The sequence below is a fragment of the Candidatus Accumulibacter necessarius genome, assembly GCF_036625085.1.
Genome location: NZ_JAZKUM010000011.1, coordinates 16,657 through 33,018 on the forward strand (window position 1 = coordinate 16,657; position 16,362 = coordinate 33,018).

6 protein-coding genes are annotated in these 16,362 nt (G+C 63.1%); all 6 read right to left on the reverse strand.

The window, feature by feature from the left end:
• Positions 1-56: 56 nt before the first annotated feature.
• Entirely contained in the window at positions 57-1,736 is a 1,680-nt protein-coding gene (locus tag V5B44_RS22810) for an IS1634 family transposase (RefSeq protein ID WP_332361341.1), read from the reverse strand.
• Between the two features lie 252 nt (positions 1,737-1,988).
• Positions 1,989-2,459 (reverse strand): DUF2846 domain-containing protein, encoded by a 471-nt coding sequence (locus V5B44_RS22815; RefSeq protein WP_332361342.1) that lies wholly within the window; start codon positions 2,457-2,459, stop codon positions 1,989-1,991.
• Positions 2,456-2,848, reverse strand: a complete 393-nt coding sequence (locus V5B44_RS22820; protein WP_332361343.1) for a hypothetical protein — start codon at positions 2,846-2,848, stop codon at positions 2,456-2,458. Before V5B44_RS22820 ends, V5B44_RS22815 begins: the two co-directional genes overlap by 4 nt.
• A gap of 220 nt (positions 2,849-3,068) precedes the next feature.
• Positions 3,069-4,403: a group II intron reverse transcriptase/maturase gene (ltrA, locus tag V5B44_RS22825; protein WP_332358919.1), complete on the reverse strand. Its 1,335-nt coding sequence runs from the start codon at positions 4,401-4,403 to the stop codon at positions 3,069-3,071.
• Between the two features lie 642 nt (positions 4,404-5,045).
• The gene (locus V5B44_RS22830; protein ID WP_332361344.1) at positions 5,046-15,311 is read right to left on the reverse strand and encodes a PKD domain-containing protein; all 10,266 of its coding nucleotides are present in this window, start codon (positions 15,309-15,311) and stop codon (positions 5,046-5,048) included.
• 318 nt (positions 15,312-15,629) lie between these two features.
• Entirely contained in the window at positions 15,630-16,262 is a 633-nt protein-coding gene (locus V5B44_RS22835; RefSeq protein WP_332361345.1) for a cohesin domain-containing protein, read from the reverse strand.
• Positions 16,263-16,362 lie beyond the last annotated feature (100 nt).

A 16,362-nucleotide genomic window follows, 5' to 3' on the forward strand; every position in this document is an offset into this window, starting at 1 on the left:
GACAAAAATACGGCCAAGTGATTGTTTGTGCTCAATTCACGGGTTCTAAATTGGCACTACAGGCGTCTGGCGGAGGGCTCGGGCAGGGCGACGGTTTCGAACAGATCCTTCTGTTGGGGGGTGATGGTGGACAGACCGGAGGCTGACTGGCGTTGGTGCAGCGTGACCTGGTGGTACTGGATCCGGCGGGCGATCTCCAGAGCGCGCTCCGGGGAGAGGGGGCTGGCCTTCGCTTTCAGGCGCAGCCGCAGCACCCGATAGAGCAGCAGCGCCAGGAAGCAGATCAAGGCATGCGCCCGGATTCGGTTCGGCAGGCGATGGAAGACCGGCGCGATCTCGATCTCGGACTTCAGGACACGGAATCCCCGTTCGATGTCGGCCAGCGCCTTGTAGCGCGCCACGATCTCAGGTGGGGGAGAATCCGGAACGTTGGCAACGAGGATCAGTTTGCCATCCATCAGCCGCGCGCGCTTCAGCGCACGTTCGTCGATCTCGTAGGTGAATACCTCGGAGGCGAGATTGACCTTGATGATGTGCGCCAGATGCGCGTCAGCGACCGCCTTGTAGAAACGGGCGATCGTGCCGGCGTCTGACAGCTTCTTGCCCGGATGGGTCTGGCCGGCCTCCTGAGCATCGAGTTTGTCCGCCCACTGCGCGGCATCGGCCTCCAGCGCCGCAATGCGCTCATCGCGCACGCGACTCTGTTCGCTGGCCCTGTCGGGGCGATGGGCAACGATCAGACGAAACCCTTGCCACTTCAGCTCACCGAAGACCTCTGCCGTCGCCGACTGGCAGCTCTTCTCGTGGAACGGGGTGAGCAGGCTGTCAAAATCCCCGTAGCGCCGCGCCGGGACGGCCAGAATGAACTCCAGCGGCTGATCGCCGACCCGCAGGGCCCGGATGGCGTCGAGATTGTCGAGACTCAGCAGGCCGCGATCGGCAACCAGCACCACGCGCTTGATCGGATAGCGTGCCAGCACTTTCTCGATCGTCGGCACCAGCGTCGTTGTCTCACCGGTATTGCCGGCAAAGACCTCGTGATGGATCGGCAGGCCTTCCGCTGTCTGGACCACCCCGAGCATCACCTGGCGCACGGTACCGCCCTCCTTGGCATGGCCGAAGTGCCGCAGGTCTTCGGACTCGTCGGTGCTGCCTTCGGCACGGATCGTCGTCAGGTCGTAGAAGACGATCGCCAACTCCTGATCGATCAACGGCCGCAGAAGACCTGTCAAGGCGTCGTCCACCCGGTCGGCACCCTCTACCAGGGTATCCATCGTGCGGAGCAGGTGCTGGTGGTTCACCGAATCGGCGCTGACCTCGGGAACCCGGGTGCCCTCCAGCCAGCGCAGGATCCCCAGCTTGGATTCCGGATCACACAGCCGGTTGAACACCATCACCCGCAACAGGCGTTCGGCATCGAACTGGTGGCGGTTGCGCAGCAACCGGCGAAAGGCGTCGGCGAAGCCCAGTTCCTTCCACAAGGCGGTCAGCAGCCAGGTGTCGCCGACCGACAGCGCTGGCGCGAAGGCGACCTCGCCGGTTCCCTCCTCCAGGGAGGGCTTGCCCGCCGCACGCAGCAGACCGTTGAGCAGCGAGTCAGCCTCGCCAGATCGCACTGCTTCGATGCGCCCCAGGGTGGCGATGACCCGTTGGCGAGGCACCCCGGCGGTGTCCCGGTAGGACTCGACGAGCTTGACGTACTGGCGCGGGCCGGACGTGGTGATCTTCACGAACATGTCGCTACTGTATCCACATACTGCCATGATCGCAATAGGATTTTAGGCCAGACGTGTCACTACAACAAATCTTCGGCTGCGCGCCAACCCCCTGTTTTTATTGGGACCGAAGCCCCGATTATGCGTTTGGCACGCGAAAAGTGTCGAACTCGGGAGGCCTGACCGCAGGCTCCGGCCGCGGTAGGCTGAAGGGAAGACCCCGCCTGTGCGTGTTGACCGGAGCCGGCTGATGGGTAACCCCGCCATTCGACCCTATTCCGCTTTGCGATCGGCTTTCACCCCCTGGCTCAACGGCGGCCCGATGTAGCTTGCTTCTTGAAGCTCCCGCTCCCCTGTTGCGTCGTCTACGAGTTCCGGATAAACCCTTCCCACAAAGAAACCGAGGCCAATGACGGTCCGAACGTACCTTGTCTGACCTGGATCAAGCGTGAAGGACAGTTTCTTCTCAACCTCGGTCGACGTGCTCACCTCCTTGTTACCGGCAGCCTGGTCCACAAAGAAAAATCCCCCCGGCTTCGATTCACCGACCACAGTCCCGTTCAACAGGATCGATGGCTGGACCGCCGCGCCAAACGCACTGCCACTACGATAGAAATAGATTCGACCTTGCTCCGGACTGAGGGTCGGAATCGATGATTTCATTTCCGAGAGTTTTGGCCCCGTAGCACAAGCCGCCAATACGAGCGGCAAGAGCAAACTGACACAGAGACGATTGACGTTCATTTCCGCAACTCCTTGATCTCAAGTGGCAAGGCGACTGAAGTGGATAATGGAGAAAACGACTTCTCAACAGGGAGATAAAACCCCACGAGACGGCCCCTATTTACCACGAGGTAAGCCTCATGCATGTGCGCGCCCTCGACGGTGAAATTGGCGTTCGTAGGTTTCAGTATGTCTCCTTGGGCAATGCCGCCGGCGTCAACAAACTCGGTCCCAGCTTTTATGCTCCGCTCGTAGCCGGAATCAAGCCGCACCGGGACCGTTTGCGAAGCAAAAAACAGTTTATCCGGTGGCTGCCTCGCTCTCGACAAATCAACCGGGTGACGAGTAACCTCGCTCGCACATCCGAAAAGCCCCAGTGCTATTGGCAACAATACCCACATTTTATTCATGTCATCTCCCGGCCACTTCATGCTCCCTAGACGCCTTGCGCTATTTCCCGAGATAATTCGGTAGAGTAGAGAACAGACTTGTCATTCTTTAGGCATAACCTAGCTGTTACCGCCCCTTTCGTCTGGCGGTGCCTCAATAGCCTTGCCATAGTTTGCGTCGCCTGCCCTCCCTCATCAAACCGTGCATGCGATTTGCCCGCACACGGCTTTCCGATGTTCTTCACACCGAGGCATGCGCCGTGTTCCAGCCTGCCGTCATCGGGACTTTGTACAGCCCATAGTTCGCATAGAGCTTCTGACGCGGAAACCGTAATAGCGCGGTCCCCCGATCACTGATCTTGTAACGGTTCATCAGGTGCGTCCGCAGACGTTCTTCCGCCTGCGTTTTCACCTTGCCGAGCACCTTGCTGGAATTCCGGTAGTGGAAATAGGCTACCCACCCGCGAAGGCTGGCATTCATATTCCTCACCACGTCACCCAGCGGCACTGGCGTGAGCCGTCGATCCGTCTGTTGCTTGATACGTTCCTTGATTTTCGCAAGCGATTTTGGCGCCGGGCAGACATGCGGATAACTTTTGCCCGACTTCCAACTCTTGCTCACCCTGATTGCAAATCCCAGGAAGTTGAAGCTTTCCTTCCGGGCATCAATGATGCGGGTCTTGGTCTCGTTTAACGTGAGTTCAAGTCGATCCAGCACTCGCCGCACCGTGGCGAGGGGCGCGTCAACTTCGCCCCCGCACAGCACGACAAAATCGTCCGCATAGCGAACGATCCGCGCCTTCAATTTCCAGCAGAGTTGATGCCTGTCCCAGATCCGATCCAGCAGATGCAGGTAGCAGTTCGACAACAGCGGTGAAATCACACCCCCTTGCGGAGTGCCTTTGCTGTTGGCTTTGCCACCGCCGACATGCTTCCGTGTGCCGTCCGCGTCCTCACCAATGACCGGCGCTTTGAGCCATAGCTTGATGACGTGCAAAATCGCACCATCAACAATGCGCTCGGCCACCACGGCCAGCAGTTTGGCATGCGGAATGCTGTCAAAGTATTTCGACAGATCGGCATCGATGACTTCCGTGTAGCCGCGATAAAGCGCTTCGGCAATTGCATCGACCGCATCGTGGGCCGATTTCTTCGGCCTGAACCCGTAAGAGTTCGGACAGAAGTCGGCTTCAAATATCGGTTCGATGACGAGCTTGACGGCCATCTGGGCAACACGGTCACGGATCGTCGGTATCCCCAGCGGACGCAGGCTGCCGTCCGCTTTAGGGATCATGACGCGCTGTACCGGACTGGGGTGGTAGGTCTTTTCTTTCAGGTCTTGGGCCAGCTCCGACAAAAACGCGTCTATCCCTGTCGTCTGCTCTATGGCCTCGAAGCTGATCCCATCGACACCGGGACTTCCCTTGTTGGCGCGGACAAGGCGGTAGGCATGATTGAGGATGTCTGCTCGCCAGACCTTGTCATATAGCGCATAGAAGCGATAGGCCGGTTCCTGCTTGGCCTTGGTGTAGAGCTTCCTCTGTAGTGGCCTGATCATTTCAGGGGTGGTTAGCATGACGCAATCCCCTTCTCCTTCACTCTTCGGTTGCATGAACAAAGTAGGGTCCCTTCCCTCGTCCGGGGTTGTGTTGTCCCGCGAACTCCAGCAGTACTATGAACCCCTCCGACTCCCGCTACGGTCTGCGGCGCTTTCGTTTCCTTATACGCTTCAGTCGGTGGTCTCCCCACCACCGTAACGGGTCTCCCGTGCTGCACGGTATTTCCTCCACAACATGCCACCCCTGCTACCCCGGGAGTCGATGGACGCCACTTCCGTTATTCCAGCGTCCTTCCAGCGGCCTTCCCCTTCAGGATACAGGGTCGGCTTCCCCATTTAGTGTGACGAGGCTACGTCTAGGTTCACTTGCGTTGCGGCCTGCTGCTTTGCCCTGGGAAACTTACGACCTCCGATTACTCGAACGCCGCTTCCCGGTGCTAGAAAGGCGTACGGACAACTCCTTTCACGGGACTTTAACCCGCTGGATATACCGCCGATCACGGCGAACACCCTGGCCCCTTTAACCCTCAGCCTCGCTCGCAAACGTGACCCCAAACGTGCCAAACGTGCCAAACGTGCCAAACGTGATGACCCCAAACGTGACTTGCAGAGGGAGGGCAATAGGTAAGAGCTGCCCCCCACCGGATCATCCGACCTGCTTCAAAACGCCAGTGCGAACGCGGCAGGCCCAAGGAAATAGAACCCTACAATTACCGCCGTCGTCAATACTCCGTAGTAGATTTCTCGACCAAATGACTCACTTGCAATAGTCCACCGAAGGCGATCTACCAAATCAAACTCATTGACCACGCTTATCAATGATTGAGCAGGCTTCTCAAGCAGCAGATTCCGTAGTTGCTGAACCGGTTGTCGCGCATAGGCGTTCAATTGTTCCTGAGTATACTGGTCAGTGTAAAAGACAAGCCCTCCAATATTAGCAATGGCCATCAACCTCCCATCGACTATCCCAACAGGATTTGGCACGATCCAACGAGTGTCAGGTGAATAGCCGATATCGCACAAGCTAACGCAGTAGTAAGCCATTTGCGCCAAACCGGCAGCGATTCCACTTCTCGATAGAGGTTTTATTTCGAGGAACTTCTTGCGAGTGAAGTTAAGGATGTCAGGTTTCAGATTATCTAGCCATCCAACTCCCGCCCATGCTCCGTAGGAGATGCGATCCTTTGGATGTGTGTGTGCATATTGCCACCCAACAACGGCTTCAACGGCCCTGCCCGTTTCGGGGCTGTAGCTCAGTCCGTCAGGATCAATCATATTCACCGGGTTGCCGCCTCCGTAGACATAAGAGTGTAATGTTGCGGGCGCCGACTCGTCGCCATCCACAGGATCAATCGATCGGAATCTTCCAATTGAAGGGTCGAGGTATCTATTGCGAAGGTAGTACGAATTCAATTCGTTTTCAAACTGCTCTCCTAAATACAGGTATGAATTAGCTGTCAATCCAGCATGCGAAACTTGAACGCCAAACGCGTCATACCGCATAGCATCAGTAGCCACGCCATCAGATCTCGTCAAGAATCTCACACTCCCATGCCCGTCATACCCATAGAAGCTCACCCCTGACGCCTGCTTCTGACTGATCAGCTTCAGCCCATACGTATAGCTCCGCTCCACCGCCCCGCCGACGATCTCCTCGAGCACCTGCGCATACCCCGTCGGGTTCCGGTCATCGACCAGGAATCCCGTCGTCACGCCGCCCGCCGTCTTCGCCACCCGAATCCCGTCGCCGTTATAGACGAAACTCACGCCGCCATCGGCGCTGGTCAGGTGGTTCTCGAAGTCATACCCGAACGTCCGCCCGCCCGAAGTCAGCGTGTTGCCGTTGTTGTCGTAGCCCTCGCCACCGAGGCGATCGTTGAAGTCGTATTCGAAGCTCTGGTCGGTGATGCCGGCGACCGTCGAAGTGCGCACCAGCCGGTTGCCGACCTTGTCGTAGGTGTAGGCGATGGCGCCATTCGGCCCGGCCGGGTCGGCGCTGATCGTCTCGCTCCTTAGCCGATAGAGATCGTCGTAGGTGTAGTCGACCCGCCGGCCGCTGGCTTCGGTCACCGCGACGCGGTTGCCTGACGGCCCGAGGGTGTAGGTGTAGCCGGCGATCGTCGTCGCGCCCCTGGCGCCGGTGACGTTGGTGAGTCGGTTGAGCGGGTTGTAGGTGTAGGTGGTCTGCACGCCGTTCGGGTAGAGGAAGCCGGCGAGGTTGCCGACGGCGTCGTAGCTGTAGCTCGTCACGCGGCCTTCGGCATCGGTGACCGTGGCCAGGCGGTTGCGCGCGTCGTAGCTGTAGTCCATCGCCGCGCCGCCAGCGTGGTTCGACTGGATGCGGGTCAGGTTGCCGGCGGCGTCGTAGCTGTAGCTGAGCGTTCCCTGCGGCGTCGCCTTGCTGAGCAGGCGGTCGCGGCTGTCGTAGCTGTAGGTGGTGCTACCGCTGGCGTCCTGCATACCGGCGCGCTGGCCGGAGGGGGTGTAGGTGAAGACCACCGGCGGCTGGCCGAGGCTGCCATCGGGGGTCTTCCGGAGCAGGCGGTTGACGCTGTCGTAGGCGTAGCTGGTCGTGCGGCCGTTGAAGTCGGTCTTCGTCCGCAGGTTGCCGGCGGCGTCGTAGGTGGAGGTCTCGGTCTGGCCGAGCGGCAGGGTGCGGCTGCTGCGCCGGCCCATCCTGTCGTAGGCAAAGCGGGTGGTGCGTCCTTCGGCGTCGGTCTGGGTGAGCTGGTTGCCCTGTTCGTCGTAGCTGTAGGTGGTGATCTGGCCGAGGGCGTCGGTAACATTGATCAGCCGGCCGAGCGCGTCGTAGGCGAACTGGGTGGTCTTGCCGGCTTGGTCGGTCTTGGCGGTCTGCCGGCCGAGGGCGTCGTAGCTGACTTGCTCGAAGGTGCCGTCGGCGTAGGTGGTGCGGGTGCGGCGGTTGTTGGCGTCGTAAGTGAAGGCGACGGCGTTGCCGTTGGCGTCGGTGACGCGCGTCTGGTTGCCGAGGTCGTCGTAGCTGAAGGTGGTGGCTTTACCGAGGGCGTCGATGACCTGCGTGCGGCGGCCGGCGCCGTCGTAGGCATAGGTGGTGGCGTTGCCGCGCGCGTCGGTGCTGGTGAGGACCTGGCCGGCGGCGTCGTAGGCGGTGCTGCTTCCGCTGCCGTCGGGGAAGGTGGTGGCGGTCAGCCGGCCGAGCGCGTCGTAGGTCGAGGTGGTGGTCCGCCCTGCCCGGTCGGTGCTGCCGGTGCGCCGGCCTTCGGCGTCGTAGGTCGAGGTTTCGGAGGTGCCGTCCGGGTACGAGGTGCGCGCCAGCCGCCCCATGTCGTCGTACTCGTAGCGCGTCTCGCGACCCAGTGCGTCGATGGTCTTGTCCTGCTTGCCGATCGCGTTGTACGCAACCTGGCTAACCGAGCCGTCCGGCTGCGTGGTCTTGACCACCCGGTTCATCGCGTCATAGTCGAAATGCGTGATCAGCGCCTCCTTGCCGCCACCCGGCAGGGTGCGGGTGACGGTCTGCGTCAGGCGATTGCCGTTGGCGTCGTAGGTATAGCTCGTGGTCTTGCCACCGACAGGCTCCGTTTCCTTGACGACACGGCCCGGCCCATCGTACTCGTAAACGGTGACCTGACCGAGGGCATTGGTGCGGCTAAGCGGCAGTCCACTGGCATCGTAGCTGTAGCTCGTCGTATTGCCCGCGGCATCCTGCATTGAGATCAGGTTGCCGCGCGCGTCGTAGGTGTTGCTCGTCACCCGGCCCAGCGCGTCGGTGATCGTCAGCACCTGGCGGTTCGCGTTGTAGGTAGTGGTCGTGACCTTGCCGAGTGCGTCGGTTTCGCTCAGCCGGTTGTTGTTTGCGTCATAGGTGTAGCTGCGGGTGCGCCCCAGCGGATCAGTCTCGCTAAGCGTGTTGCCGCGCGCGTCGTAGCTGCGGGCGGTGACGCCGCCGTTGGCGTCGGTCGTGCGCGTGACATTCCCCTGGTCGTCGTATTCGTGGATGGTCTGGCGCCCGAGGCGGTCGGTAATGATCTCGCGGTTGGCGGCCAGCTCGTGCGTGAAGACGATCTCCTTGCCGAAGGCGTCGATGGTCTTGATCAGCCGTCCGGCGTCGTCGTACTCGTTGCGAATCGGGCGAACACCGCGTGGGTCACGGATTTCGATCAGGCCATGGCTGAAGTTGTAGAGGAAGCTGGTGACCCGGCCCTGCGCGTCGGTATGGCTGGCCAGATCACCGTTGATGTCGTAAGCGTAGCGCTGGACATTGCCGTTGGGGTCGGTCACCTGGGTGATGCGGCCTTCGCTGTCGCGCGTGAAGGCGATGCTCAGGCCCGCCGAATGCGTGACGCCCAGCGGGCCAAAGGTGACGGTGTTGCCATTGCGGTCGCGGATGTACTGCACCACCCCGGCGCGTGTGATGCGGATGGTCTGGCCCTCGGGGGTGGTGTAGTCGTAGGCGGCGGGTGCATACGGCGCAACGGGGTTGACGATGGCGTACAACTCGACCGCCCCCGGGAAAACTCCGGCCGTCGACTGCACCAACAGTTCATCGGCATCGGCCGGCCGCAGGCTGCCGCGGGTGATGCCGCGAGGCACGTAGGTGGCACGGACGATATCGAGCGGGACGAACTCCCGCGAACTCGGCACGACCGAAAAGTCGAACTCCTCAACCCTGCCGTCGGGCAACGTGATGGTCACGAGGTGCTTGCGGGTCGGCGCCAGCGAATAGGTCGGAAAGATGGCGAGGGTCTTGTCCTCAAACCAGTCGGCGCCCTCGACCCCGGTGACGCGCAGGCGGATGCTGTTCACGTCGAGCCGCCAGCCGATGCCGAAGTCGCCCTTGGTCTTGTCGCGGCTGTCGTAGCTGCGCACGACGCTGATCGGGATGCCGGCCATCGGCACGTTCACGTCCTGGAAGGCGAGCGTGAAGTTGCCGACTTTCTTGTCGCGTGCGACCTGGAAGTCGACCTCGGCCGTCTGCTGGTTGCCTGCCCGGTCGAACACGGTCAAGCGCAGGAGGTAGTAGTCGTTGACCAGCGTCGTCGGGTCGAGCACGCCCAGCGCGCCATTCACGACCGGTACGGTACCGACAGCGATCGTGGTGAAGCTCGGCTGGCCGAAGGGTGCGATCTCGAGCACGTACTTCAGGAAGTTGTCGTCGGCCGCGGTGCCGGTTACCGGGATCGCTGTGCTGACAGTGGCGCCGCTCGTCGGTGCGGTGATGGCGGCCGTAGGTTTCGTGCCGTCCGCGACGGCCGCCTTGACGTTGAGGGTCGTACTGCCGCTGACGCCGCCCTGGCTGACGCTGATCGTCGTGCTGCCTTCACTGAGCGCGCTGGCAACACCGGCGACGTCGATGCTGGCCACTGCCGGGGTGCTGCTCGTCCAGGTAAGCCCGCTGGTCAGCGGCAGGCTGGAACCGTTGCTGAGGATGCCGGTGGCAGCGAAAGCCTGGCTTTGGCCGGTGAGGATCAGGGCGTTGAGCGGGGTGACGCGGATCGCGGTAACCGCCGGTCCGGCCTGGCCGCTGGAGACGACGAGGGCAACGGCGCTGCCGCTGCTGACGAGCGTGCCGGCGGTGGGGTTCTGGCTGATGACGCGGCCGGCGGCAACGGTGTCGCTGGCGGCAAGGCTGACGGTGCCGACGGTCAGCGAGGCGGCGCTGATCGCGCTCTGCGCGGCGGCCTGTTCCTGGCCAACGACACTGGGGACGCTGACCGGAACCGGTGTGGCGGCGACGACGACGAGGAAGCTTTGCGGGGCGAAGAGGCCGCCCTGGTCCTGGACGCGGATGGTGACGGCGTGGCTGCCGATCTGGCCGGCGTTGGGGGTCCACTGGATCAGGCCGCTGGCGGCGTTGATGCTCATGCCGGCGGGGGCGGTGGTCAGCGAGAAGGTCAGCGTATCGCCGGGGTCGGGGTCGCTGGCGGTGACCGGGTAGGTATAGGCAGTGCCGACGGCGCCGGCGGTGATCGCGGTGGAGGTAATGGTCGGCGGGTGGTTGACCTTCGCGGCGGTGATGCTGACGCTGTCCGGGGCGCTGGCGCGGCCGGCGTTGCTGACGATCAGGTCGAGGGTGTAGGCGCCGGCCTTGTCGGCGGTGAAGCTCGGGCTGACGGTGGCCGGGTTGGCGAGGACGGCGGCGCTGTTGGCCGGGCGGCTGGTCAGCGTCCATTGGTAGCTGAGCGGGGCGCCGTCGAAGGCGCGCGAGGCGCTGCCGTCGAGGGTGACGGTGGCCGCCACTTCGACGGCCTGGTCGGGACCGGCGTCGGCGCGGCTGTAGGTGGCGGTGCACTTGCCGAGGCCGCGCGCGGCGTGCAGGGCGTTGACCTCGGCCGGGGTGAGGGCGCGGTTGTAGAGCGTCGGTTCGTCGAGCAGGCCGGCAAAACCTCCGGCGGCAAAACCGTCGGCATTGCCGAGCGTGATCGGGTCGCTGCTGTCGAAGATCGAGAAGGCGTTATCGAGGCCGGCTTCCTCGCTGCCGTTGACGTAGAGGCGATAGCGCGCACCGTCCCAACTCAGTGCGATGTGTTGCCACGTGCCGGCCGGCCAGGTGTCGGTGCTGCTGACCAGCGCCGGGGCGGACGGCATGCGCACCAGCAGCCGGCCGTCGCCGCCCAGCACCTGGATCGCCACCGGGGCGTTGAATCCACCTTCGAGGTAGCGGCCCTTGGCCAGGAGCATCTGGTTGGGCGTGCTGACGTTGATCGTCGTTGTCGGGTTGAACCAGAATTCGACGCTGAAGGCGCCGGCGAAGCCGGTGGTGCGGCTGCTGGCGATGCGGGTCAGGTCGTCGACGCCGTCGAAGCGGAAGGCCTGGCCGACGAGGCCGGCGGCGTAGCTGGCGCCGTTCTCGGCAAGGCCGTCGCTGGCGGCGGCGCGGTCGAGCGTGTTGCCGTCGCCGGGCCACCAGCTCACAAGGCCGCTGGGCGGTGGGACGCAGACGAGGACGGCGGCGACGCTCAAGGTGAATGGCTGGGTAACGAAGAGGCCGCCGGCGTCCTGGACCTTGACTTCGACCGGGTGGTCGCCGGCCTGCGCCGCGGTGGGGGTCCACTGGATCAGGCCGCTGGCGCCGTCGATGACCATGCCGGGGGGAGCCGTAGTCAGCGAATAGGTCAGCGTGTCGCCGGGGTCGGGGTCGGTGGCGGTGACGGCATAGGTGTAGGGCTGGGCGACGGTGGCGGAAGTTACGGGCGCCGAGGTGATCACCGGCGGCGTTGGTGTCACCACGAGAACAAAGGTCTCTTCAGCGACAAGGCCACCGGCGTCGGTGACGCGGACGGTGACGTAGTGGCTACCGACCTGCGCGAGCGTGGGGGTCCACACGATCAGGCCGTTCGCCGCGTTGATCGTCATCTCGGCCGGGACGGGGTAGAAGGGGACGCGTCGGAAGGAATACGTCAGCGCATCGCCGACGTCGTCATCAGCCGCGACAACCGGATAGCTGTAAGTTTTCCCCACTACAGCGATTGTTGGCGGACTGGGGGTGATTCTGGGCGCGTGATTCGGAACCGCAGCTGCCCGAATCACCACTGTATCCGGCAGGCTTTCCGTCAGGCCATTGTTGACGATCAGTTGTGCGATGTAGATGCCACGCTTGTCGGCCAGCAGTGTGGGCATTCCCGTTGCTGCCCCACTCAGCACGGGACTGCTGCCGGCCGGCGAATTCAGGATCGACCAGGCGAAAGTGATCGGTCGACCAGCAGGGTCCTTCGATATGGTTCCATCAAGCGTGACCGTGGCGCCCTCGTCGACCGACTGGTCCGGGCCCGCATTCGCCATCGGGAAGCCGGCCTTGCACTTGCCGGCTGAACCCATTCGATAGATCGCTTGGACCTCCTCGAGCGAAAGTGCGCGGTTATAGATCGTCGCCTCATCGATCAACCCACTGAACGCCCGGTTCGGGTTTGCCGGATCATGCCCGATGTTGAGTGGATTGCCCGACGCCTTGATCCTGCCGGGGGCATGCGTTGGTGGGTCCACCCTCACACCATTGGCGTAGAGCCGAACGTAAGATCCATCGTACGTCCCCACCACGTGCATCCATTCTCCGAGGTTGAGGGGAGCAGGCGCGCTGAGAAACCATTCGCTGAGAAACCATCCAGGAACATCGACAAAAAAGGCTACGTTTTGACCAAGGAACTCGAGAGCGTAGCCGTCCGTTTGGCCCAACCCTTCCCCAGCCTTCTTCACAATGGGGTCATAGCCTGCGACAAACGCGCTGGGTTTGATCCAGGCCTCAACGGAAATAGCATCAACCAGGTTCAAAGCGGCATCGTCCGGGATGGAAACATGCTCAGGGCCGCCAACCAGGCTGAATGCCTGATCGACCTTCCCGGGCGCGAAACCGGGTGCATCGACCAAGGTTCCGTTGAATCGGCCCAAGAGATCCCGACCATCGCCTTCCCCGCCCCACCATCCGACCATTCCGGGAGGCGGTGCAGCGCAGACGGATATCGTATAGCTCTGTTCGGCGAACAGCCCCCCGGTGTCCTGCACGCGGACCGTGACAAGGTGGTTGCCACCCTGAGTCTCTTCGGGTGTCCAGTTGATCAAACCAGTCGTCTGGCTGATGGACATCCCCGTCGGCAGACTGGTGAGCGAATAGGTGAGTACGTCGCCCGCATCCGGGTCAGTTCCGTTAACCGCGTAGCTGTAGGGTATGCCCCCGGCTGCGATGGTCAGCGGGGTCGAGGCAATAGCCGGAGCACGATTGGACAGGGAAACGGTCACCGAGTAGCTTTGCTCGGTGAACGCGCCGCTTCTGTCGCTAACACGGACCGTAACGCCATGCGAGCCAACCTGGTCTACCTGCGGCACCCATTGGATGCGCCCGGATGAGCCGTCCATGACCATCCCCGGCGGTGCCAGGACCAAAGAATACGTCAGCACATCGCCAGGGTCGTCATCCGTCGCGACGATCGGGTAGCTGTAGGCTTGCCCCGCGACAGCCAGTGTTGGCGGACTTGAGATGATTCTGGGCGGGTGATTGGCCGCCACCGCCTCGACGACGACCAGCGCCGGGACGCTGTCGACCTTCCCGTCGCGCACGACGAGCTGGATCGTGTAGATGCCCGGCACGTCCGGTACGAACGAAGTCTGTGCCGCGGTCGGGCTGACGATACTGGCGTTGCTGCCGCCCGGGCGCAGGGCGATGCTCCAGGACCAGGTCAGCGGGTCGCCGTCCGGGTCGGACGAGGCGCTGCCCTTGAGGACCACCGGGCTGCCGACCGTGGTCTGGGTCGGGATGGCTTCAGCGACGGCGATCGGTTTGCGGTTGGCTGCGTTGACGGTGACGACGACGGTCGCCGGCACACTGCTGAGCTGGCCGTCGCTGACGATCAGTTGCGCGATGTAGCTGCCGGCGAGGTCGGGGACGAAGCTTGGGCTGACGCCGTCGGACGGGGTGATGGCGGCGTTGCTGCCCGGCGGCAGCGTGGTCAGCGACCAGACGAAGGTGATCGGGTCGCTATCGGCGTCGTGCGAGGCGCTGCCGTCGAGCTTCACGGGCGTACCCGCGGTGACGGTCTGCGCGGCACCGGCGTTGGCGACCGGTCGCGAGTTGGTGGTGGACAAGGTGACGGTATCGGGCGCGCTGGCGAGTTGGCCGTCGCTGACGATCAACTGGGCGATGTAATTGCCGGGGCGATCGAGGGTGAAGCTCGGGTTGACGGTATCGCTGCCGCTGAGGGTCGCAGCGCTGCCGGCGGGCCGTCCGGTCAGCGACCAGGTGTAGGTCAGCGCGGCGCCTTCGGGATCGTGCGAGGCGCTGCCGTCGAGGGTGGCGCTGCTGCCGAGCGCTGCGCTCTGGTCGGGACCGGCGTTGGCGATCGGTGCGGCATTGGCGGTGGTCAGGGTGACGCTGGCCGGGGCGCTGTCGACGGTACCGTCGTTGACGATCAACTGGGCGACGTAGGTGCCGGGAGCGTCGGCATTGAAGCTTGGCGTGACGGTGTTGGGGTTGCTAAGCACGGCGGCGCTGCCGGGCGGACGGGCGAGCAGCGACCAGCGGAAGGTCAACGGGTTGCCGTCGACGTCGCTGGAGTGGCTGCCGTTGAGGGTGATCGTGGCGCCGAGCGGGATCGACTGGTTGGGTCCGGGATTGGCAACGGGGGGTGAGTTCTCGGTGGTGACGGCGACGGTGTCGGGCAGGCTGGGGACTTTGCCGTCGCTGACGGTGAGTGCGATCAGGTAGCTGCCGGGCTGGTCGATCAGCAGCGTCGGATTGACGGTGTCGGGGTTGCCAAGCGTGGCGCCGCTGCCCGGCGGGACGCTGGCGAGCTGCCAGGTGTAGGTCAGCGGATCGCCGTCGACGTCGGTCGAGCCGCCGCCGTTGAGCATGACGAGGGTGCCGACGCGGACGCTCTGGTCGGGACCGGCGTTGGCGATCGGGCGGCTGTTCTCGGTGCTGACGATGACGGTATCGGGAACGCTGTCGAGTTTGCCGTCGCTGACGATGAGTTGGATGACGTATTGGCCGGGTTTGTCGGCGGTGAAGCGCGGCGCGACGGTGACAGCGTCGAGCAGGCTGGCGAGGCTGCCGAGCGGATGGTTTTTGAAGGTCCAGCTGTAGCGCAGCGGGTCGCCGTCGGGGTCGGAAGAAGCGGCACCGCTGAGCTGGACCGGGTCGCCGACCTTGACCGTCTGGTCGGGTCCGGCATTGGCGAACGGCGTCTGGTTGATGGTGCTGCACTTGGCGCGGGTGCAGCGCAGGGCGCACAGGCGGCCGTCGATCGAGTTGATCAGGCCGTTCTGGTCGGGGTCGCGCGGATCGCTCGGGCCGGTCACTGCGGCGCGGGCGAGAATGGATTTCTGGATGAGGGTGAGGTCGTTGAGGTCGATGTCGCCGTCGTTATCGACGTCGCACGGCATGGCCCCGACCTGGCCCGCGAGAACGAACCAGAACAGGAGCAGCCACACCCAATGTTTCACGCTTCGAAACATCGACCCCTCTTCCCCCTGAACAAGCGTTTGAGGCTCTCAAAAGCTGCCTCGACTCAAGGCCAGGCCCCTCGCCCGGCGTTCAGTATTCTTGCTCGGCAGTCTGTGCTGCCTGCTCCGCCCACGGCAGGTGGACGGCTTTTGATGTGGTTGCGCCGGCCAGTTTGTTGCGCTTTGCAGGTGGCTTGAAGCGCCGGGTGCTGCTGCACGGGCCGGGCCGGGTGTTGTCTGGAGCGTTTTGTCCCGCTTACCTTAGTGGATTTTATCGACGATGTAAACCCGATCCCCCGAAGGATTCGCGACCACGCTGCCCTGATCGGATCAGCCGGTACGCACCCTCCTGAACCGGCGACCGCCAAGGGTAATCAGCCCGGCACCGGCAAGCAAAGCCAGCGTGCCGGGTTCCGGCACAGCCGCAGGCAGCACGGTGATGCTGCCCGTACTCAGCGTGGGCGTTCGTGGATCGCCCCAGACGTTGCCAAGAGTGACTGTCTTGAATTCCAGCAGGGTCGTGCCGGGCAAAAGGGTGTCGAATTCGATGGAAAACAGCCGCATGGTACCGTCTTGGCGGACGAGCAAAGTCTGCCAAACGAGAAGGTCAGGCACGGGCTCCAGCGAGAAATCGCTGACCGTCAGTCTGCCGCTCTGTCCATTGTCGTCGACACCCAGACCGATTGACGTTCCCAGTGAAAAACCATCGGTTGCCTTCTTGAAACGGATGATGGCTGGATCGTAGACGACGTCGAAATCGTAAGCACCGAGGCCGTCATCCTGGTTTGGCGTGCCGGGGAAGATGCCAGCAATGCGAACGTCGACCGTCGCGACCCTGCCGAGCCCCACGTCTTGCGTGGACGGCGAGAAGCTGAGCGTGTAGGCTGAAGCCGCTCCCGAAAGGAAGACGAGGCCCGCAAGAACAGCGCCGAACAGCGCTCGTGAGAGGTGCGTGGTTTTCATCGAGTCGATCTCCCCAGAATCCCCGAAAAAACGGCCATGCTAGCACTGTGCTCGATACCATGTGGCCGACACGGATTAAAGTGCAAGATTTGTGCCTGAA